General features: G+C 60.8%; 20 protein-coding genes. 6 read left to right on the plus strand and 14 right to left on the minus strand.

Translation table 11 applies throughout. The features are described 5' to 3' along the window. Nucleotides 1–58: 58 nt before the first annotated feature. From GWG65_RS13470 to GWG65_RS13515, 10 genes are all read right to left on the minus strand, one after another. A complete protein-coding gene (locus GWG65_RS13470) occupies nt 59–1,306 on the minus strand; it encodes an amidohydrolase family protein (protein WP_275196046.1) in 1,248 nt (415 codons plus the stop codon). Between the two features lie 144 nt (nt 1,307–1,450). Beyond that, the gene (locus tag GWG65_RS13475) at nt 1,451–2,491 is read right to left on the minus strand and encodes an aromatic ring-hydroxylating dioxygenase subunit alpha (RefSeq protein WP_275196047.1); all 1,041 of its coding nucleotides are present in this window, start codon (nt 2,489–2,491) and stop codon (nt 1,451–1,453) included. Nucleotides 2,492–2,508: 17 nt separating this feature from the next. Continuing rightward, complete coding sequence (locus tag GWG65_RS13480; RefSeq protein WP_275196048.1) at nt 2,509–3,870, minus strand: amidohydrolase family protein; 1,362 nt, start codon at nt 3,868–3,870, stop codon at nt 2,509–2,511. Further along, nucleotides 3,867–4,595: an ABC transporter permease gene (locus GWG65_RS13485; RefSeq protein ID WP_275196142.1), complete on the minus strand. Its 729-nt coding sequence runs from the start codon at nt 4,593–4,595 to the stop codon at nt 3,867–3,869. The genes GWG65_RS13480 and GWG65_RS13485 overlap by 4 nt, the downstream gene beginning before the upstream one ends. 68 nt (nt 4,596–4,663) lie before the next feature. Further along, nucleotides 4,664–5,470 (minus strand): ABC transporter ATP-binding protein, encoded by an 807-nt coding sequence (locus GWG65_RS13490; protein ID WP_275196143.1) that lies wholly within the window; start codon nt 5,468–5,470, stop codon nt 4,664–4,666. 58 nt (nt 5,471–5,528) lie between these two features. Further along, nucleotides 5,529–6,524 (minus strand): ABC transporter substrate-binding protein, encoded by a 996-nt coding sequence (locus GWG65_RS13495; RefSeq protein WP_275196049.1) that lies wholly within the window; start codon nt 6,522–6,524, stop codon nt 5,529–5,531. 348 nt (nt 6,525–6,872) lie between these two features. Further along, on the minus strand, nt 6,873–7,457 hold the full coding sequence (locus GWG65_RS13500) for an NAD(P)H-dependent oxidoreductase (protein ID WP_275196050.1): 585 nt from the start codon (nt 7,455–7,457) through the stop codon (nt 6,873–6,875). A gap of 3 nt (nt 7,458–7,460) precedes the next feature. Next, on the minus strand, nt 7,461–8,816 hold the full coding sequence (locus GWG65_RS13505; RefSeq protein WP_275196051.1) for an FAD-binding oxidoreductase: 1,356 nt from the start codon (nt 8,814–8,816) through the stop codon (nt 7,461–7,463). Then, complete coding sequence (locus tag GWG65_RS13510; RefSeq protein ID WP_275196052.1) at nt 8,813–9,535, minus strand: isochorismatase family cysteine hydrolase; 723 nt, start codon at nt 9,533–9,535, stop codon at nt 8,813–8,815. Before GWG65_RS13510 ends, GWG65_RS13505 begins: the two co-directional genes overlap by 4 nt. 102 nt (nt 9,536–9,637) lie before the next feature. Then, nucleotides 9,638–10,057, minus strand: a complete 420-nt coding sequence (locus tag GWG65_RS13515) for a cupin domain-containing protein (protein ID WP_275196053.1) — start codon at nt 10,055–10,057, stop codon at nt 9,638–9,640. A 143-nt stretch (nt 10,058–10,200) separates the two neighbouring features. Between GWG65_RS13515 and GWG65_RS13520 the strand changes: the two genes are divergently transcribed. The 4 genes from GWG65_RS13520 (at nt 10,201) to GWG65_RS13535 (ending at nt 15,145) form a co-directional block, all read left to right on the plus strand. Continuing rightward, nucleotides 10,201–11,103 (plus strand): LysR family transcriptional regulator, encoded by a 903-nt coding sequence (locus GWG65_RS13520; protein WP_275196054.1) that lies wholly within the window; start codon nt 10,201–10,203, stop codon nt 11,101–11,103. 174 nt (nt 11,104–11,277) lie between these two features. After that, a complete protein-coding gene (locus tag GWG65_RS13525; protein WP_275196144.1) occupies nt 11,278–12,108 on the plus strand; it encodes a creatininase family protein in 831 nt (276 codons plus the stop codon). 29 nt (nt 12,109–12,137) lie between these two features. After that, nucleotides 12,138–13,823, plus strand: coding sequence for a CocE/NonD family hydrolase (locus GWG65_RS13530; protein WP_275196055.1), 1,686 nt, complete (start codon nt 12,138–12,140; stop codon nt 13,821–13,823). A 533-nt stretch (nt 13,824–14,356) separates the two neighbouring features. Next, nucleotides 14,357–15,145, plus strand: coding sequence for a Crp/Fnr family transcriptional regulator (locus GWG65_RS13535; protein WP_275196056.1), 789 nt, complete (start codon nt 14,357–14,359; stop codon nt 15,143–15,145). Here the strand turns inward: GWG65_RS13535 and GWG65_RS13540 are convergent. Both GWG65_RS13540 and GWG65_RS13545 read right to left on the minus strand, forming a co-directional pair. Then, nucleotides 15,079–15,306, minus strand: coding sequence for a hypothetical protein (locus tag GWG65_RS13540; protein WP_275196057.1), 228 nt, complete (start codon nt 15,304–15,306; stop codon nt 15,079–15,081). The genes GWG65_RS13535 and GWG65_RS13540 overlap by 67 nt on opposite strands. 118 nt (nt 15,307–15,424) lie before the next feature. Beyond that, entirely contained in the window at nt 15,425–15,907 is a 483-nt protein-coding gene (locus GWG65_RS13545) for a phasin family protein (protein WP_275196058.1), read from the minus strand. Between the two features lie 1,468 nt (nt 15,908–17,375). Between GWG65_RS13545 and GWG65_RS13550 the strand changes: the two genes are divergently transcribed. Beyond that, nucleotides 17,376–17,648, plus strand: coding sequence for a hypothetical protein (locus tag GWG65_RS13550; RefSeq protein WP_275196059.1), 273 nt, complete (start codon nt 17,376–17,378; stop codon nt 17,646–17,648). Between the two features lie 12 nt (nt 17,649–17,660). Here the strand turns inward: GWG65_RS13550 and GWG65_RS13555 are convergent, their stop codons facing one another. Then, nucleotides 17,661–18,407, minus strand: a complete 747-nt coding sequence (locus GWG65_RS13555; RefSeq protein ID WP_275196060.1) for a response regulator transcription factor — start codon at nt 18,405–18,407, stop codon at nt 17,661–17,663. Nucleotides 18,408–19,464: 1,057 nt separating this feature from the next. Here GWG65_RS13555 and GWG65_RS13560 point away from each other — a divergent pair. Beyond that, entirely contained in the window at nt 19,465–19,788 is a 324-nt protein-coding gene (locus GWG65_RS13560) for an H-NS histone family protein (RefSeq protein WP_275196061.1), read from the plus strand. Nucleotides 19,789–19,850: 62 nt separating this feature from the next. On the opposite strand, the gene GWG65_RS13565 is transcribed toward GWG65_RS13560, so the two are convergent. After that, nucleotides 19,851–20,072: a hypothetical protein gene (locus GWG65_RS13565; protein ID WP_275196062.1), complete on the minus strand. Its 222-nt coding sequence runs from the start codon at nt 20,070–20,072 to the stop codon at nt 19,851–19,853. Nucleotides 20,073–20,301: the final 229 nt, after the last annotated feature.

Here is a 20,301-nt window from a genome sequence, read left to right on the forward strand (position 1 = left end):
ACGGCGCCGGCATGGGCGCTCGAATATTCGGCAAAACGCTGGGTCTTCTGGCCAAAAATCAGTCATGCCCGGGCTGGGCGAGTTCGCGCATCTTTTCGGCATCGACCAGCCGTCCGTGGCTGATGACGGCGGCGGGCGGGGTGTGAAAGCGCAGCGCCTCGCTGACGATGGGCTGGTCGAGCACGACAAGATTGGCCGCGCAGCCTGCTTTCAGACCGTAATTCCTGAGATTCATCGCCTCGGCCGCGCGGGTGGTAATCATCTCGTAGAGTGTGGCGATCTCCTTCTCCCTGGTCATCCACAGCAAATGCGAGGCGAGGAACGCGACCTCCGGCATGTTGTTGCGACCGAACGGATAGTACGCATCCGAGATATCGTCCTGGCCGAGACAGACATTGACGCCGCCGGCCAAGAGTTCCCGCACGCGCGCATGCAGCGGGCCGGTGTGGGGATCGCTCACGACGCTGATGCGCGCCTGCCGCAGCAGCGGCATCAATTCGCCGAGATAGTCATCGGGATACAGCGCCATCGCCCGGCAATGATGCGCCAGCGCCTGTCCCTGATATCCGCGCGCGAGGGCTTCGCGGGCCATGGCTTCCAGCGTCTTCATGCTGGCATCGCCGACATCATCCAGCAGCATCGAGATGTCGGTGTCGAATTCGGCGGCAAGATCAAAGCAGAATTTGATGTGGGCTTCTGCGTCCGCCGCATTGGCCTCGATCCAGGGAATGCCGCCGACGACATCGGCGCCCATCGCCATAGCTTCCCGCATCAGTGCTTCGGTGCCGGGCTCGCGAATGAGGCCGTCTTGCGCGAACGCCACCACCTGGAGATCGACGATGCCGCGGAATTCCTCGCGGACGGCGATCAGTGCCTTGACGCCCTCGAGCCGCGCCTTGGAGTCGACATCGGCGAAGCCGCGGATGTGGAGGTTGCCGTGCAGGGCCGCCAGCGCCATCGCACGCCGCGCGTTCGGAATGATCCAGGACGCATCGTAATTGGCCTTCACCGCTGCGGCCAGATCGATCGCCTTGGCCGCCTCGCTCATGCCTTTGGCATGATAGGCCTCGATGGCCGCTTCCGACATCATCGGCAAGGTCCAGACCTTGCAGAGGTGCAAATGCGCATTGACGTAGGACGGCGTGACGAGATTTCTGCGTGCATCCACAATGGCGCGGGCGTCGATCTCGATCAACGGCCCGATCTCGGTGATGATTCCGCCCGAAATCGCGATATCCGAGAGCGCGTCGCCGCCGCCCGGCAAGCGGGCGTTCTTGACCAGCAGGTCGAGCACTTCAGACGTCACAGATGATGTTCTCCTCGTTCGGTATCGGGCTCCGTCACGGTACCGATGCGTGCAAAGCGCATGCCGCGGCGCTTGTGATTCCGAATCCGCTACGGCAGCTGGGAGCGAACAAGGATATTCGGAAAGTGGACCGGGTTCGGGAGCTTACCCAAGGCGCGCCTGAGCCAGCGGCTGTCGCGGCAGCTCCTCTTCGCCGTGCTGCCGCAGCAAGTCCAGCAGACGCTTGCGCATGATCATTCCTGGACGATCGGACGGCATATGCATCTCGATCTTGCGGCCCATATCGACGATGGCATCGGGGTCCGTGGATTCGAGCATGTCGCGATCTTCGGCGATGATCGCGGCATCCCAGTCGATCAGTTCCTGCGTCGAGCAGTCAGCCTCGGTATCGTTGCGGAACAGCAGCTGAACGACTTGAATCTGTCCATCCGAGATCGGCGTCGCGCAGTTGAAGATGATATGGCGGATGCCGGACGGATATTCCATGTCGAGGCGCCGGCAGAACGGCATGAACCATTTGTTGCGCTGATGCCGCCGGGTCGTCGGCTCGGTCGTGCCGGTGATCCTGTAAGCGCCTGGCGGATTGCGGATGGTGATGATCGTCTCGGCGTCGAAACCGCAATCGGTCTCGAGAATTTCGTACTTCTCCGGCTTCGGCTGATTTATGTCGCCAAAGGTGCCTTTGTGAACGAAGGCAAAGTGGGCATTGTCGAAGGAATTCTCCATCAGCCGAAGCGCGGCCGTGTTCCATTTGTCGTAGAACTGGTTGATGCGCCGATAGCCGGCCGCGCCGTCCTCGGGAATTGCGGGGATGTCGCTCAAAGGCTCATCGAGCGCGACCCAGACATAGCCGTAGCGGGCCTTGGCACGGAATGAGCGTGCCTTGGCCTCGGGGACCGGCTGCTCGAACGGAAATTGCGGAATCATCACGAGCTTGCCGTCGCGATCATATTCCCAGCCATGATAGCCGCAGACGATGTTGCCGTTGTTGCACCAGCCCTTTGACAGCTTTGCCGTACGGTGACAGCAACGATCTTCCAGCGCGGCGGGCTCGCCCTTGGCATCGAGGAACAGCACGATCGGCTCGCCGAGCAACGTGAACGGCTTGGGCCCGTCCTTGAGGTGATCGAGCGGCATCAGCGCATACCAGAACCGGCGCAGCACGGGTTGCTTGGTGCTCAGCATGATGATCCTCCGCGGGTCTAGACCGCCAGGCGCGTGACGACGCGCGCGGCATCCGATTTGAGCTTTTGCAGATCGAGGCCGGGAATGGCTCCGTTTTCGACGACGATTCGGCCGCCGATCAGGAGATAGCGAAGTTTCGCCGAACCGCCGCAGGTCACCGGCGCGATCAAGGGATCGTGCATGCCGAAATGCCTGACGTCGTCGAGATTGAAGATCGCGATGTCCGCCTGTTGTCCCGGCGCCAGCGTTCCGACATGGGGCATGCCGAGCACTCGGGCGCCGCCCGCGGTCGCCCAGTGCACGACATCCTCGGCGGTGACGGCACCCGCCCCTTTGACGGCGCGATGCGTGTGCCAGGCGCTGTGCATTTCGCAGAGCATGTCGGCCGCTTCATTGGAAGCCGCACCGTCGACCCCGAGCGAGACCGCACCGCCGAGGCGCGCCATCGCATCGGCAGGCGCGACGCCGGAGCCGAGACGGCAGTTGGATTGTGGGCAATGAGCCATGCCCGTGCCGGTGCTCGCGAGAATCCGCACCTCCTCCTCGTCGAGGTGGACCAGATGCGCGAACCACACGTCCTCGCCGAGCCAGTCGTGCTCAGCAAGCCAATGCACCGGACGCTTGCCGTGGACCGAGAGGCAGAAATCCACGTAGTCGGAGGTCTCAGACAAATGGCTGTGCAGCCGTATCCCCATCCGCCGCGCCGCGGCGATGACTTCGCGCAGCTCACCGGGATCGAGCGACCAGGTCGGTGTGGTCGGCGCCAGCGCAACCCGCGACAGGCCACTCGGCGAAGCATCGTGGAAGCCCTGCGCGCAGGCCTCCACCGACTGCAGCATGCGATCGAGCGTTTCGACCGGCATCGCTGCGAATTTGTCGGTATCGACATGGCGTGCCGTGGTGCCGCCGCCGCGGCAAAACACCAGGCGGAGGCCGAGACTGCGCGCGACCTCAAAGATGACCTGCGCCGGGTCGAACCCGAAGGTGTCGCTAAAGAGATAGTGATGATCTGCAACCGTCGTCGTGCCCGACAATAGCAACTCCGCGAGCCCGATCCGGGCCGCGACGGCAAGCGCCTCCTCGTCGAATTTCGACCAGAAGCGGTAAGGCACCGCGCGCAGCCAACCCGCCAGCGGCAGGTCGATGCCGGACCGTACGCCCTTCAATACGCTCTGGAACAGATGATGGTGGGTCGAAATCAGGCCGGGATAGACCACGCCGCCCTTGGCATCCAGCCGTTGCTCGTCCGGCTCTGGCGCGAGTGCTCCGATTTCGACGATCATGCCGTCACGGATGCGGATTTGGCCAGCGCTGCGCATGGCCGCGCCCGGCAGGCCGGTAAAGACGCCAACGGCATTGTCGATCAGAATGGCGCTCATGCCTCGGCTCTGGTCTCGCTGTCGTGCCAATTGGACAGGGCCATTTGCGACAGCGCAACCATGGCCGCGAACAATGCGACCCCGGTCAGCGTGATCAGCAACAGCGCTGCAAACATGCGGGGAATATCAAGAGTAAATCCCGCATCGAGAATCTCATAGGCAAGCCCCGATGAACGGCCGCCTGTGCCCGCCACAAACTCAGCAACGACCGCGCCGATCAGCGCCAGACCGCTCGATATCCGCAACCCGCCGAAGAAATAAGGCAGCGCACCGGGAATGCGCAGCTTCACCAGCGTCTTGAAACGGCTGGCGCGATTCATCCGGAAGAAATTCGCAAGCCCCGGGTCTACGCTACGCAGGCCAAGCGTCGTGTTGGAGATGATCGGAAACAGCGCCACCATGGTTGCGCAGATGGTCAGCGACAGCTGGGTGTTCTTCACCAGGATGATGATGAGAGGTGCAATCGCAACGACGGGGGTCACCTGCAGGAGGACCGCGTACGGAAACAGGCTGACCTCAATCGCCCGGCTCTGCACGAACATGAAGGCGATCAGCGTGCCCAGAATCACGGCTGCCACGAAGGCCTGCAAGGTCACGCGCAAGGTCACCAGGAGCGCGCGCAGGAGCGAGGGACCATTGTGCAGGAGGCTTGCGAAGATGTCAGTCGGCTTCGGAAACAGATAGACGGGAACGGACGCCAGCCGAAGGCCGATCTCCCACAGCATGAACAACACGATGCCGACCGCAATCGGCGCCGCGATCCGCACGAAGACTTCGGATTCGAAAAGAGGCTTCACGATCCACCTCCCGCCGCTGACTGAAGCGACGCCTCGGCGAGCCAGGCCGACAATTCGCGGCAATAGGCGGCGAATTTCGGGCTGTCACGGAATCCCTGGTCGCGCGGCTGCGGATGATCGATCGTCATTGTGCGGAAGATGCGGCCAGGGTTCGCGGCCATGACAATGATCCGCGTCGAGAGAAACACGGCTTCGTAGATCGAATGCGTGACGAAGACCGTGGACAGCTTTCTCTCCCACGACAGATTGACGAGATCGTCGTCCAGCTTGTTGCGAGTGAATTCGTCAAGGGCGCCGAACGGCTCGTCCATCAAGAGAAGGTTGGGGCTCGTGACCAGGGCCCGCGCGATGGAGACGCGCATCTTCATTCCGCCGGACAGTTGCCGCGGAAAATGCCGATTGAACGCCGAGAGACCGACGTGCGCGATGGCATCCGCGACTTTCGGATCTGCCATGGCCCGCGGCATGTTGGCGAATTCGAGCGGCAATCGGACATTGGCCTCGACCCGGGCCCAGGGCATCAAGGTCGGTTCCTGGAATACGAAAGCGAGGCGCCTGCCCTCCTGCCCCACTTGCGCGAAATCACTGCGCCACCACAACAGCCGGCCATCGGACGGCTCGATGAGATTGGCGATCAGCTTGAGCAGGGTGCTCTTGCCGCAACCGGACGGGCCGATCAGGGTCAGGAACTCACCGTCGGCGATGGAAAGATCGATCGGCGCCAGTCCGCGCGCGCCGTTAGCGAAGACCTTCTCGGCGGACAAGACTTCAACGGCCGGTGGCCGGTCCCAAGCCGGCGTCATTGGCCTTGCTGTCTGGTCGAGCGGCTCAACGGGCAGCAGCGCCGTCATGTCGGCTCCTCTAATTCACGCCGATCTTCAGGTCCTTGACGAAACGATCGTCAAAGGTCTTGTGCCAGTCGACCTTCGGGTCAAGCAGGCCGCCCGTGACCAGGAAGTCGTAGATCTTCTCGTATCGGTCGGCAGTGATGATCCCCACGCCGAGCGTTGCCGCGTCCCCACGGTCGATGGCCCTCATTTTCTTCATTTTCTCGATCGCAAACGCGAGCTGCCCATCTGTCATCTTGCCATTATCGGCCTTGATCAAAGCATTTGCCGGCGCCGGATTCTTCATGTAGTCGCGCCAGCCTTCGAGCGACGCCTTGACGAAGCGCGCCACGACGTCGGGCTTGTCAGCGATCATCTTCTCGGTCGTGACGATGGTCGAACCGTAGGGCGGGTAGCCGTCGTCGGCGAGCAGGAAGAATTTGGCCTTCTCGTTCTGCTGCTCGGCTTGATACGGCTCGGACGACGGATAGGCCTGCTGCGCTACGGACTTGTCGGCGAAGAAGGGCTGCAGGTTGAAAGTGTATGGACGGATCTGGTCGTCAGTATAGCCGTATTTGGCACGCAGCCATGGCCAGAACGTCGTGCGCGACGATCCGGCGATCAAGATCGGTCTACCCTTGAGCGCGGCGAGATCAGCCACGTCGTCGTGGGTCATGATCCCCTGCAGGTCGAACTGAAACGACGAAGCCACCGTCACCAGCGGCAGGTTCTGCTCACGGCCCTTGAGGACCTGGATGTCGTAACCCATCATGAAATCGGCATCGCCGGCCAGCAGGAGCTGCGAACCGTTCACCTGCGGGCCGCCCATCTTGATCGTGACGTCGAGGCCCGCCTTCTCGTAAAGTCCGGTCGCTTTGGCCTGGTAGAACCCGCCATGTTCGGCCTGCGCGAACCAGCTTGTCAGGAACGTCAGCTTCTCGGTAGCCCGCGCCGGGGCGAGTGACGCGACCAACGCCGCGCTGGCCACCAGACCGGCTGCGATAGTTCGGGACAAACTTTCTATGGCCATGGGGGTGCCCTTCTGTATCACGCAGGCGATGGCCGGCGTGCACTCTGCTGGGAGACTTTCAGAACTTGAGGATGCATAGACAAACTGTCACCTCAAAGCATTTTTATTCGAGCAATCCGTTGCCTTTCGAGCAACGCCACTTTCATGTGCAGGGGGCTTCGGCTTATCGAGATCGTCAGCTTTATCGGATCATCCGCTGGGCAAATCCTGGTCAAGTAAGCAGGAGCCGGACATTAGCGTAGCGGGAAGGGATCGGGGATTTCGTTGCCTTCCTGACGGTGCCGGTTTCGTGGGCAACTGGCTGCCGAAAACAGGCACAGAGCGAGGCTGCAAAGATAAAGATGAAGGCTAGAACCGGCTCATTTCCCGCCGCAGCCTTGCAAGAAAGCGGCTGCGCTTCTCCGCGGTCGCGACGTTCATGTGATAGAGCGCGTAGTAGCGCACGCGCGCCTTGCCGCCCGTGAACCACGGCAGATAGCGCTTGATGATCTTGCGCGGCGGATCGGCCATGCCGATCGCCTGCCAGCGCGGACGGCCATAGGTCGCGATGCCCGTGATGCGTTCGATGTGCTGCAGCATCGGCCTGGCATGGCCGGGATCGGACAGGTCGAGCGCGATGCCCGGGCCGAACATGCGATCGAACCAGCCTTTGAGCATCGCCGGCGGCCCGAATGACCAGGTCGGAAACTGCACGATCAGGGCGTTGGCCGCCATCAGACGTGCCATATAGGCCTCGTTGTTGCGTCGGTTCCGCACGGGATCATGGTAGTCGCGGCGCCCTTGCACGCTGAGGACGGGATCGAACCCCTCGGCATAGAGATCGAGCAGATCGACCGTATGCCCCGCCTCCGCAAGTCCGGCGAGCGCCTCCCCACGAATGGCCGAGTGGAAGCTGTCGGCAAGCGGATGGCAATACACGTAGAGCACGCGCACCGCTCACCGCCTGGCGCTGACGAAGCTTCGCATCTTGCCGGGATTGAGCAGGCCATGCGGATCGACCTCATGCTTGAAGCCGAGCTGATCCGCCTCGGCGCGCTTGTAGCGGCTGCCGTCCTCGATGGTGAAGACGTGCGGATTGGCGATGAAGACCCCGCGCTCCTCATGTAGACGCATGATCTCGTTGAGGCGATCCGCATCGGTGTAGCGTATCACCGGCAGGCTGCTGCAGGTGACGCGGCCGCCGAAGCGAATGAACTCGAGGTGCTGCAGGACCTCATCCGGAAACAGCTCGCGCATCTCGGCGACCTTTTCCAGAACGCGGTCATGCGGATAGAGGCATTGCAGGTAGGTCACGGACCGGTCGCTCTTCAAGACCTGCAATGTGGTGTGATTCCAGCAATATTCGTACAGCGGGACGCGGCCCGGACTGTCGTCGGTCGGCGTCTCCAGTGTGATCGTGCCGCGTTGGCCGAGAAGCGACTTGAAGCTTTCGACAGACGGCTCCGCGATCATCGCCATCAACACGCTTTTCCCATCCGGGCAATGCGGCTTCAGCGCTCCGAAATAGGAGGGCAACGGCCAGGCGACCGGCGCAAGAACCTTTTTCACGATCCCGTCGGCCAGTGCGGCCTCGTAGCCGAACGCCGCGGCCTCGATGAAATCCTCGAACGCCACCACGACGTCGATCCATTTCCACGCTGGCGCGAGCGGCATTTCCAGCGCAGTGATGATGCCGGTGGTGCCGTACGCGCGATTGACCTTCTGCGCCGCGTCGCCACGCAGCTCTATCACGCGCGGGTCCTCTTCGAGGGTGACGACTCGCGCCGCCAGAATATTGCCCGGCTCGCGCAAGCCGCCATAGGTGACCGAACCGATCCCGCCCGACCCGCCCGCGACAAAGCCCCCGATCGTCGCGATGCGCTTGGTCGATGGATGCAGCCGCAGCTCCCACCCCTCGGCCTGCGCAGCGGCATCGATCGCGCTCATCTTGGCGCCCGCACCGACCCGGACGATTCCAGGCTTGATCCACTCGATGCTCTCGAGCCCGGAGATATCAAGGAGCACACCGCCTTCGAGCGGCACAGCCTGCCCGTAGTTGCCAGTGCCGCCTCCGCGCACGGTGATCGGAACCAGATGGCGCGCGCAAACTGATGCGACCCGAATTACGTCGTCCTCGTCGCGAGGCAACACGATCAGGTCGGCGGACTTGCCGTCGAGTTGCGCATTCAGGATAGGGCTATACCAGAAGAAATCGCGCGATCTCCGGCGCACGACCTTTTGCTCGGTGATGACGGGAATGTCGCCCAGATCGGCCATGAGCCGATCCAGCGTGCCGACTGCGAGCTCGTTCACGATCGGTCACCCCGGGTTGCGTGGTCAACGAGCTCCATCGCGATTGCATCGGACCTGACGACGAAACCGAAGCACTGATTAACATTGTAGATGGTTGCGGCCATGCAGTAGTCGGGCGACGTCGTGGCCGCACAGTCCTCCAGGAGCAGGCAGTCATAGCCCCGAAAATTCGCGTCTTGCAGCGTGCAGAGTACGCACTGATCGGCATTGACCCCCGCGAACATCAGCGTGTTCACGCCGAGATTGCGAAGAATACTGTCGAGCTCCGTATCCTGAAAGCCCGACATCCGGTACTTCGCGACGTGGATGTCGGTCGCCTCGACCGGCAGCTCCTCGACAATGGCGGCCGACCAGCTGCCCCGTTCCAGCACCTTCGCGCCCGAGCCTGGCAGCGGGTCGCCTAGACCAATGCCGACGCCGCTCGGCTTGTACACGTGCAGCAGTGACGGACTGAGATTGAGCCGGTCGGGCCTGTTTCCCCAATTGACCCAAATGATAGGTACGTCGGAGCTGCGCAGCATCGGCAACAGCCGCCGCAAGGGCGCGATCGGACGGCGTGCCGGCGCAATATCGACGCCGATGTGCGCCAGCCAACCCTCCGGGTGGCAGAAGTCGTTCTGCATATCGACAATGACGACGGCGGTGCGCGCGAGATCTAACGTGATCAACTTGCCTTGGGCCTGGACCGTCACCGGTCGCGGTAGGACGACCTGGCGCACAAGATTTGCGTGCTCCGCGGAAACCATCCAGCTATTCGATCCACTTGATCCGAGCGGCAACAAGCGTTCGTCGGCAGGATCGGTCGATATCGCGTCCATCGATTAGAGCCCCTGCAGAACGCGGATGTCTTCAGCGTCGAGCTCGACGGGCTCGCCGCTGCGGATCAGTTCGGAAAAGCCCTCGTTTGGCGTCATCACGGTGAGCGTATAGAGCTTGCCTGGTCCCGTGTTCTCGATGACGTGTTCGGAGCCGGGATGCAGCAGGAGCGAATCACCCTTCTTGATCGGCAGGGTCTTGCCGTCGCAGCGCGCAACACCCGCGCCGTGCAGCACATGAAAGAACTCATATGCCGAGGCGTGTTCATTGGGAGGCGTAGCCCCACCAGCCTGGAATATCTCGATGACGAAGATGCTTCCGATCCGGTCCGTCACCTGATCGAACAGGACTGCGAAATAATTGGTGTCCTTTGGCGAAATGCGGAAGGCTTTCGCGTGCTTGAGCTCGGCGACGCTAAACGGCATTTGATGAATCCTCGAACGGTGCGCCCGTCATCATGATCGATGTGGCATGCCCCGACATCCCTTCAAAGCGCTTTGATTCGACAGACCCGTTGCCTTTTTGGCAACGAGCCACCATCCTGCGAAATTCGCCAGGGGCCTCGGATATGCTTCACAGCCGGCTATTGAACTATATCGACGAGGTCGCCCGCACCGGCTCGATCCGCAAGGCGGCGGACCGCCTCAATGTCGCGGCATCGGCCATCAGCCGCCAGATTCTGGCACTTGAAACACAGTTGGGAACGCCGATCTTCCAGCGTCTTCCCAAGAAGCTGATCCTCACGGCCGCCGGAGAAGTCCTGATCGGACATGTCCGCCAGACGCTCAAGGAGCTGAGCCGGACGCAGGTGAAGATCGAGGAATTGAAAGGCCTGCGACGGGGCGAAATCACGGTGGCGATGATGAGCGGTCTTGCCTCGAACCTCGTCCCGAGCACAGTGAAGGAGTTTCGAGCCGCCAATCCGCGGGTCAAGCTGAACCTGACGCTTTTCAATACAGGAACGGAGATTCAGCTCGCTGTTGCCAGTGGCGAAGCGGACCTCGGCATCGGATTCGACTTCGGCAAGGACAGCAACTTGAAAGTGCTCGCGCGTGGGGTCGGTCGGCTTGGCGCGGTGATGGCACCGAACCATCCATTGGCAAAGCGAACCGGCATTCGCCTTGGCGATTGTATCGATTACCCTCTCGTCATCGCCGACACCACCAGCGCGATTCGCCCCTATCTGGACGCGGCCTTCGCTCGTGTCGCGATCGACCTGCAGCCGGCCATCGAGACAAACTCGATCGAGATCATGCGGCATGCCGTGATGCTGAATGACGGCATTAGCTTCCTGACCCCGTTCGACGTCGAGTTCGAGCGACGTGCCGGACGGCTTGCCTATGTTACGGTTCGCGAGCTCTCTCATGATGCGCAGGCGCTGATGCTGGTAGGCCATACTCGCGGCACCAGCGCGATCGCGAGCGTGCTGGCGGAGATGCTCAAGGCAATGATCCGGGAGGTTGCCGGCTGACATGCGCGGGCAGCGACGTCATCGCCGTGGCCGGAGCGTTCCGGACTGCGTTGCCCAAAGAGCAACGCAACAGACGAAATTAGGCGCTTTTCATGTTGGTACTGATAGCCAACAATGATTGGCGACCGCCTGAGGGATGAGACCGCTCGGGCGCCGAAACAGAAGGCGACTGAGATGAAGCTAAGATCGCATTGGTGGTGGGACCTCTCCGCCGAGGATTTCCGCCGGCTGGATATGAGCAGGATTGTCGCTGTCCTGCCAGTCGGCGCCGTCGAACAACACGGACCCCATTTGCCCGTTCGTGTTGATACCGCCATCGTCGATGGCATCCTGCAGCACGCGGTTGCACGCATGGCCGACGACTTTCCGGCCCTGATCCTGCCAACGATGTCCATCGGCAAATCGAACGAGCACTCTGCGTTCCCCGGCACGCTGACGCTTTCCGCGGAAACTCTGGGCCGTGTCTGGTACGAGGTCTGCGAAAGCATTCATAGAGCGGGGGTCCGCAAGGTCGTCTTCGTCAACTCGCATGGAGGGCAGCCGCAGGTCATGGAGATCGTCTGCCGCGAGTTGCGTGTCAGGCTGGGCATGCTGGCCGTCTCCTCGCAATGGTCGCGCTTCACGGATATGTCAGACCTGTTCACAGCCGCCGAACGCAAGCACGGCATCCACGGGGGCGAAATCGAAACGAGCGCGATGCTCTATCTGCATCCGGACCTCGTCGACATGGCGCTCGCGGAGGATTTCAGGTCTCTGTCTCAGACTTTGGAGACGGAATGCGAAATGCTCATGCCGGAGAGCAGCTCAGTCGGCTTCGGCTGGCAAATGCAGGACATCAATCCCAAGGGAGCCTGCGGCAATGCGGCCCTCGCCGATGGTGAGCGGGGCCACACGGCTATCGAGCGCGCCGCCAGCCGCTTGATCAAGCTGATCTCGGAGGTCGACGAATATCCGCTCTCTCGAATTAGGCCAACGGCGGATTTCACGCCGTCGATCACCGGTTAAGGACGCCGGTAGCGCATGAATTCACTTCGATGAAGGTTGAGAAGATGTCAGCAAGGCCCCATCGATTGTCCGTCCTGCCGCCCCAAATTGAAACAATGACGCTGAAGGACGGCACACGGCTCGATGCAGACGTGTATCGTCCGGCGGCGCCGGGATCGTACCCGGTTCTGCTGCAGCGCCAGGCCTACAGCAGGCGCATCGCATGCAGCATCTGCTACGCGCATCCATCGTGGTACGCCTCGCATGGGTATATCGTCGTGGTCCAGGACGTCAGGGGACGCGGCACGTCAGAGGGGACATTTAGGCCCGGTGAAACCGAAGTCGAGGACGGCGCCGAGACGGTCGAATGGGCGGCACGTCTCGATGGCGCAAATGGCGATGTCGCGATGTACGGCTTTTCCTATCAAGCCTACAACCAGTTCCTTGCGGCAGCAGGAGACTGCCCCTCGCTGAAGGCCCTCGCGCCGGCGATGGGCCCGTGGAATCCGGCGCACTGGGCTTACGAGAACGGCGCCCTGCAGATGAAGCACATGATCGGCTGGGGCATTCAGATCACGGCAGAGGCCGCACGACGCGCAGGCGATGACGATGCCTTCAGCGCTCTTCAAGCCGCCTCAGGTAACTTGCCGTTCAACGGCCCGGTCGCGGCAATGCCACAGCTGCTGCAGAAGTACCGGCACTATTCGCATGTCATGGACTGGCTCGAGACGCCGGCCGATGCACCGTATTGGGACCGCATCTCGCCCGAGACGAGCGTGGACACCATTCGCGCGCGCCGCTTGCCGATGCTGTTTGTCGGAGGCTGGTTCGACCCGTTCCTGACGGCGACGATCGAGGCTTTCCGAGCACTCGCAACCAGCAGTGAGGACACCAAGCTCGTCGTCGGACCCTGGACCCATTTTCCCTGGGCACGCACGGTCGGCGCGGTGGACTTCGGGCCAGAGGCGCAACGCAACGTCGACATGGATCACATCCGGTTCTTTGATCGTACTCTCAAGGGTCTTCCGAGTGAGGCGCAACGCGGAGGGATCGAGCTGTTCGACATCGGGCTGAGAACATGGCGGCGGTACCAAGATCTGCCAGACAGCACGCACGACCTGTTTCTGGGCGGCACGGGTCGGACGTCGATGGACACTCAAGATGGCACTCTCAGTCCTCGACAGGATGCGGAGGACAATGTCGAGCACATCGTGCACGACCCTTGGCGGCCCACGCCGACCGTCGGCGGCTACTACGGCGTCCCGGCTGGCCCGGTCGATCGTCGCATCACCGACGAACGCGGCGACGTCGTGACCTTCACGACGGAAGCGCTTGAGCGCGAGATCGAAGTGGCTGGTGAACCCGAGGTCGAACTCGACCTGAGCTGCGATCGCCCCAGCTTCGACCTCTCCTGCATCCTTTCGCGCGTGACCCTTGATGAGAGGATACTTCAGATTTCGAGCGGCTATGCACACCATCGCAGTGCGACGCCGGGACGATATCGGCTCAAACTGTCCGCCACCTGTGCAACGCTCAAGAAGGGTGAACGGCTGCGCCTCTCCATTGCGGGAGCAGACTATCCGGCCTATCCCGTAAATCCCGGAACCGGTGAGGATCCGGTCAGTTCACCGAAGACACATGCCGTCGTGACCACAATTGCAGTCTGGCATGGTCCGTCGCGGCCATCGTTGCTCCGGTTGACTGTCGGGCCCGGCTCCGAGACCGTCTCGACGTGACCTCGGATAGCCCCGCCTTTCCCTGCTGCCGCACCCCGATCTGCCCTGTCGATCAGATGCGGGAAGCGGCGCGGATATCGCGGCGAACCATGAGCGGCGTCGATCACTGCAACAGTCCCCAGACTCATGGTGTCAGAATGAGGTCCAACGATCTTCTGCAAATATCGATCTCGTGATGGTGGGCGCATCAGGGCGCTAAGAACGATCAATGATTAGGCGGTCGCCCCCAAGCTTATTCGGCCGAAAATGGGCATCCGCCGCATGGGCATATAGCGGCTCCTCCGACCGGTTCCCGCGAAGCCGGCCGAACGATAGGCTTGGCCAAGATCAGCTGCGATGCTCGCGAGCCTGCCGGTCTCCAGTTGGAGCCGGCCGCAGGACTTAACGGGATTGTGCGTTGCTGTGCCGTCGCACACGCACGCATCCACAATAGGAACCATATCCGCGGGGACCGGTTGGACCACTGTTGAGTTGTGCAGGGCGCAAGTCGGCACGGTCCCAGCACCGGCCATCCGTCGGGGGCGAATCCCGTGATGGACCACGCGACCAGAGTTGGTAATCGTTTGTTAGCAGCGTTGCCGCCGGCGGATTTTAGTTTGCTTGCACCTCATCTGCGGAAAGTCGTGCTCGAGCGCGACGCAGTGCTGGTCCGATCGGGCGATCGGATCGAACACCTTCTGTTCCCCTGTAGTGGCGCGATCGCCTTTATCGTGGACTTGCCGAACGGTCAGACTGTTGCCATAGCGGTGGTCGGCCATGAAGGTGCGGTCGGTCTAATGTCGGCGCTTGGCGCATCCCGCTCACCCCTGACGGCGGTCGTCCGCGTACCAGGATCCGTGCTGCAGATCCCGGCGGCGCAATTTCTGCCGGCGCTGGGTCGCAGCCCCGCGATCGCATCCATGGTGCAGATCTTCACGAGATCGCTGTTGACGCAATTTCAGCACGTCGCGGCCTGCAATGCGCTGCATTCCGTCGAAGCCCGGATGGCTCGCTGGCTGCTTCACATCCACGACCGGACGAATGACGGCAATTTCCTCCCTTTGACGCAAGAGACCATGTCGGAGTTACTGGGCGTCCGCCGCACCACCGTCACGCATGTCGTGAGCGCGTTGCGCGCGTCGAGAGCGTTGAAATCCAACCGGCGCGGTCAGCTCGAGATTGATCGGCCGCGACTCGAAGCCGTAGCATGCGAGTGCTACAAATTGATGAGCCGCAGGATCGATCGGATCGTTTCGCAGGGCTCAGCAGGGCGTGTTCACGCCGCGCCGACACGAGACGCCGGCCAGCCGCCCGGCAACCGACTATCGAGGGCAGGCTCGTAGACCCAAGCCTCTCTCGCAAACCACTCGTGTGTAGCCGCGCAGATCCGGCAATAGGTGCGCGAGAAGAATACCGCGCTGCAGCGGAACCTTTCGCGATCGGTCTCGATACCCGTCGAAATGGCGTCGCCCGTTTCCGGGCACTTGATCATCACCATACCCATCTTGATTTCCTGTAACCTGTTGCGGACTCTGGGCACGCCGGCCCGCCATCGACTGGACCGAGCCTCCCCTTGTCGCGGAGACCCTGATCCAGCCGATCCGCGCGGCCGGTAGCTCGATTCAGACGGTCCTGCGCAATAGCCGGTTGAAGCTGGTCTTAATGGGATCGGTCGTCTCGATCGCGACCTTCTGCGCGAGTTCCCAAAGCTCACGATTCTGCGCGGAGGCGACTTCGAAAGCTTCGCGGCTTCGGGCGGTCGAAAGATGCACGATATCCACCAGCGATCTGGTCTCAGCGAGCCCGGATAAAAATTCCAGGGTGGCGCTGGTATTGTCTTTGGAAATCTCGATGGCCCTGGCGCCGTAATCGACGGTACCCTTGACGTTCATGGAACAGGCTTCGCGGAGAACGTCGCTGATCTCCTCGGAAATCGCCTTCATGTTCTCAATATTTTTCTTGGCCTGTGCGGCGCCCTGCTCGGCAAAGCCGCGGAAGAGCTCCTGGAAATTTAATAGCGGCAAATCGAACCTTGGCTTTGCACCATTCGTGTTCTCATTTACCGGATCGACATGCGTTTCGACTTTCATATTGGCATCATTCACGAGCTTTCATCCTTTCAAGCGAAACCAGATAATGGATTGAAGACTCCCCGTCGTCGCCCAGCAGGCGCTGCGCCAGGAGACTACTCTCGGCATGGGGGATGCTGCTGCAGATCAACCGATCGCCCCCGGCCGAAGCGAACTATGATCGATTTAAGTCCAGGCATCCGTTCGCTTTCGAACGCTCGTTGAAATAATTTGATCGGTTGCGACCGGACGGCGGAGGCATGAGCTTTAAATCTGCGACCTTGCAACGACCGCTCGGTTGCACTCTGAGCTCGCTCGCCGTCCGAGATAGCCCGACTGGCGCAACTCGCGCTGCCGGTTCTCTTCTCGACCTACTCGGTCTCTGAGACTCTCAAGTTCTGCGAGTTGGAAGGCAAGAGCTTCGAGACGCTGGCGAAGAACAGCAGCGGGGTCGTCCACTCGAGCGCAGATTTTCATGTGAGGTCTCCTAGCGAAATGTCTGGGAGAATTCCGAACTTTAACGGCCGGGAATAATATGCAATCAAGAATATGCAATCATCGGGAAAAACGCGATCATTTGGAGAAACGCGACTAACTTTTAGATGCTGCGTCGCCAGTAGCGATGCGGCGGCGCGCTAAGAAAGTACTCATGCGTTCAGACGCGCGGCACGCGCCCTTTCGGGCCAGGCTGTTCGGCATGCGCAAACAGCGGGACGAGCCATTGTTAATGCTCGGAGTTAATGCTCGGAGCCGGTTGCGCTCGAAACTCGAGTGGTGTCTCGCTCGCACTCGGGGTTGCGCTTCCGCTCCTCGTCTTCTTCATCTGCACAATCGACGCCTCCATATGCGCTCGGGCTTCCAGAGTTCCCCCCCGTCGCGAAAGGTCCTTTGCCACCGGCCGCTCCGCCCGATCCGCCGCCACCGCCGGATGATCCTCCAGCACCAGATGACCCACCACGGCGCCCCCCAGATGCGCCACCGCCTCCAGGTGACCCGCCACCAGAGGACCCGCCACCAGAGGATCCGCCGCCAGAGGACCCCGACGCTGCAGAGGACGGACGATCGTTGTCGAAGAATGACTGGCCCCTGTCGTCGCCGTGCGTTGCTCCGTTCTGTCCGCCTGAACGCGCGATGGCTGTCGAGGTCAGCGAGGTCGACAGCAGCAGCGTCATGACGGGGGGTGTCACGGCCGCGAATCGTCCGCAGGTTTTCAGGAATGCCCGCCGGTCGTCATCTTCATTGCCATCCCGGGTCACGATGCGCTCTCCCCAGATTTAAATTTAGTTTCAGTCGTATTATATATTAAATACGTTTTCAACCAAAACTTTTGTTTAAATGATGGAGGTTGTCGAGCGTGCGCCGGATAGATCGCCGCCATTTCCCTGACACTCGAGTGTCTAGCCCCTGCCGGCGCCGGAGCTCCAATCTGGACTCCCAAACCATTATTTAATATATATCTTTCTAATTTATCTTGGGCAGCGCACAACTGGAGTGGATGATTGCCATGCCACTACAATTTCACCGGCCCGTCGCGAACATGGAGATCTGGAGCGCGAGCGGCGATGGCTTTTCGTTTGTAATCAGCCTCGGGAGCCCCACCGGTCCGGGCTTTCACGGACGTTCCGGCTACCTGGCGAGTTGGCGACCGCTCTACCAGAACAATGGCGCGATCAAGATCAGCGGTTCGCCCTTCCGAACGTTCGCCGAGGCCGAAGGAGCCTGCCGCCACATGGCCGAGCATCTGGGCGCTGCAACCGATCCTCACCGCGCAATATGATGCGCTTTCCAGCTAACGCGTACGTTCCGGAAGGGCATTGTCGCGCTTGACGTCCTCGTCATTTCGAACTGCCGGATCCCGCTGTAGTAGGCCGGAGGGGTCGAGTTCACGTGGGGCCACATGCTGCCCGTTTTGCGAAATTGCCAATGCCGCGAGAACTGTCCGATTGCTGATATCGAGCTTCTGGAAGATGTGATGAAGGTGGACTTTGATCGTACCGTCGGCAATGTTCAGGCGACGCCCAATTTCCTTGTTGGACAGCCCCTCCGATACGAGCCTCATGATCTGCCGCTCCCGGTCGGTCAGCTGTGTCAGAGGCCTCTCCTCACCTGCGCGAGACTCCCCGCTGACCTCCCCACCCGTGCTCGGCGACCGCGATGCCAGTCCCTGGCCCTCCGCAACCTTCCGCAGGGTCGCGACCAACATCTCCGGCTTCGCATCCTTCGTGAGGACGACGCAGGCGCCGTCCGCGGCCAGCCTTTGCAACTTTCGATCGTCGGCCTTATCGGCGAAGAAAATGACCCGGGTACGCTGGCCAGCGGTGTTTGCGAGAGCAAGGAAGTCCGGTCGACTGATATTGGGCATTGCAATATCGACCAGTGCAATGTCCGGCACAAGAAGTCGGATCGCCTCAATGCAGCGTGCAGTATCGCCACAGGAGGCCACGATCGCAAAATCGTGCTGCGTCGCAAGGACGCTGCTGATCCCCTGCAAGACGATCGGGTGGCGATCCGCGATGACGACTCTGATGCGGCGCATGCTTCCTTGCCTATCGCTAACAACCGCCCATGCAGCAGTTCCAGCATTCTCTCTAGAGACGCGCAGGAGGCATGACCAATCCGATCTGCCAAAACGACGCACTGCCAATTTCGTCACGACACGTATCGACAACGCATGATGGCCACATCGCTGTAACTCGCTTGGAGAATGCGTGCAGCACCGTAGGAATGCGGTCCCCCATGGAAAATCCGAATTAGCCAATTCATCGACGAAACAGCGCCCTTAACCGCAATGCTAGATTGCCATGATCTGCAAACTCTCCCGCAGATTTATTGGTGTAGTAATTGGATGCTTGATCAGCATTGGTTAACATCCATCTAACTCGTTACCGGCCGGTTATTACGAACGATATATAGGGACATTCACGATTCAAATCTAACATTCGACAAAGTTTCACCGAAGCGAGGCAATCTGAAAAGCCTCGACCCAGAACAGGAAGAGGAGGCACAAAAAGTAATACTATTCATCAAAATCTATAGAGGACTGGTCATCAAGCGCGACAGCGGCTGGAATCTTTCTGATCTCAGTCGTGTGCCAGGCGGGAGGCTCGAAAATGAGGGGCACGAATTTTTTCCAACCATTGATCAGACGTCTCGAACGATAACTGCTCTGCTTCAGTAATAGCACCGATGAAAACCTGGTCAGCAAAGTTGGGGCGACATTTTTGTTAACCCAGCAACTTCAATCTGCAGTCACGGGTCATCGCTGGTAATGAGTAGGTGGTCACATGTATTCTTCGGCTGTTTTGCGGCAAACGCATGAAGCTCTGATCGTTCAATTCACCGAATTGCAGAATTTACGTAGTCGCGTGTTGATGGCCGAGCAGCGCTTGCTTGGTCCAATGCGAAGGGTCCGCCGGCGGAGAGCGGCTGGGAGGCGACCGGTCGGTCGAAGGCCCGGGCCCGGCCGATAGCATCAAGAAGCACCGGGCTGCACACTGGCGTCCTACGCGCTAGCCGATCAGGCTTGCCCGACCGGGGTTCGACCTGATAATGCCCCCTCCTATTTCAAATCGGAAGTAGTGGGGACGGCTTCCATGGACAAGGACGACTGGGCATCCGCAACCACAGCCGAGCTGTGGCGGCTTTACGATGAGGTGACGACTGTACTTAGCCGTAGAATGATCGCGGAAAAAGCCAAGCTCGAAGAGCGGCTTCGCCGGATAGAGGGAACTTCCGGGGCCCCGAACGAGGAACGTGCGCGCCGCCCCTATCCGCCAGTGCTGCCGAAGTATCAGAACCCGAAAAACCCATCCGAGACCTGGTCCGGTCGCGGTAAGCAACCCCGATGGCTGAAAGCGCAGCTTCGCGCCGGCAAGAAACTGGGCGATCTATTGATCAAGCGCCGCCGCACCGGTTGAGCCCCTGCGACGGCCGCGACGCCGTGCACCGCAATGCGCGGCTGTCCATTGGACCGCAACATCTAGCGATCGCTATCCTCTTTATTGTTAGGACTGCCGTCACCGCCGCCGTTGCCGAAACCATTGTTGCCATGCACAATATGGCCGCCTGAACTGGCTATGGCGGCTGAAGTCAGAGAGGTGGACAGCAACAGCGTCATAGCTGGAGGGGTAACGGCGGCAAATCTCCCACAGCTCTTCAAGAACTCACGACGGTCTTCGCCGTCGGCGTCGAGGTGGGTCATCGGCGTCCTCCTCCAATCGTCGTTCAGTGAAAATAGGGCAGAATGGACGTGCTGCAAGTTAAATTTGTTAATTCATCAATTTAAAATTCCCGACCTGGCATCATAGCGTAGCCCCTCAACGGCAACCAATGAACAACACTCCGGTCGCAGAGCCAGCACGAGCATTGAGTTGCACTGCCGTGCGCGCATTCCACATTTGAGGCGCAACCATCGGCCGCGACCTATCCGT

Origin of the sequence: Bradyrhizobium sp. CSA207 (assembly GCF_029051685.1) — a bacterium.
GTDB lineage: Bacteria > Pseudomonadota > Alphaproteobacteria > Rhizobiales > Xanthobacteraceae > Bradyrhizobium.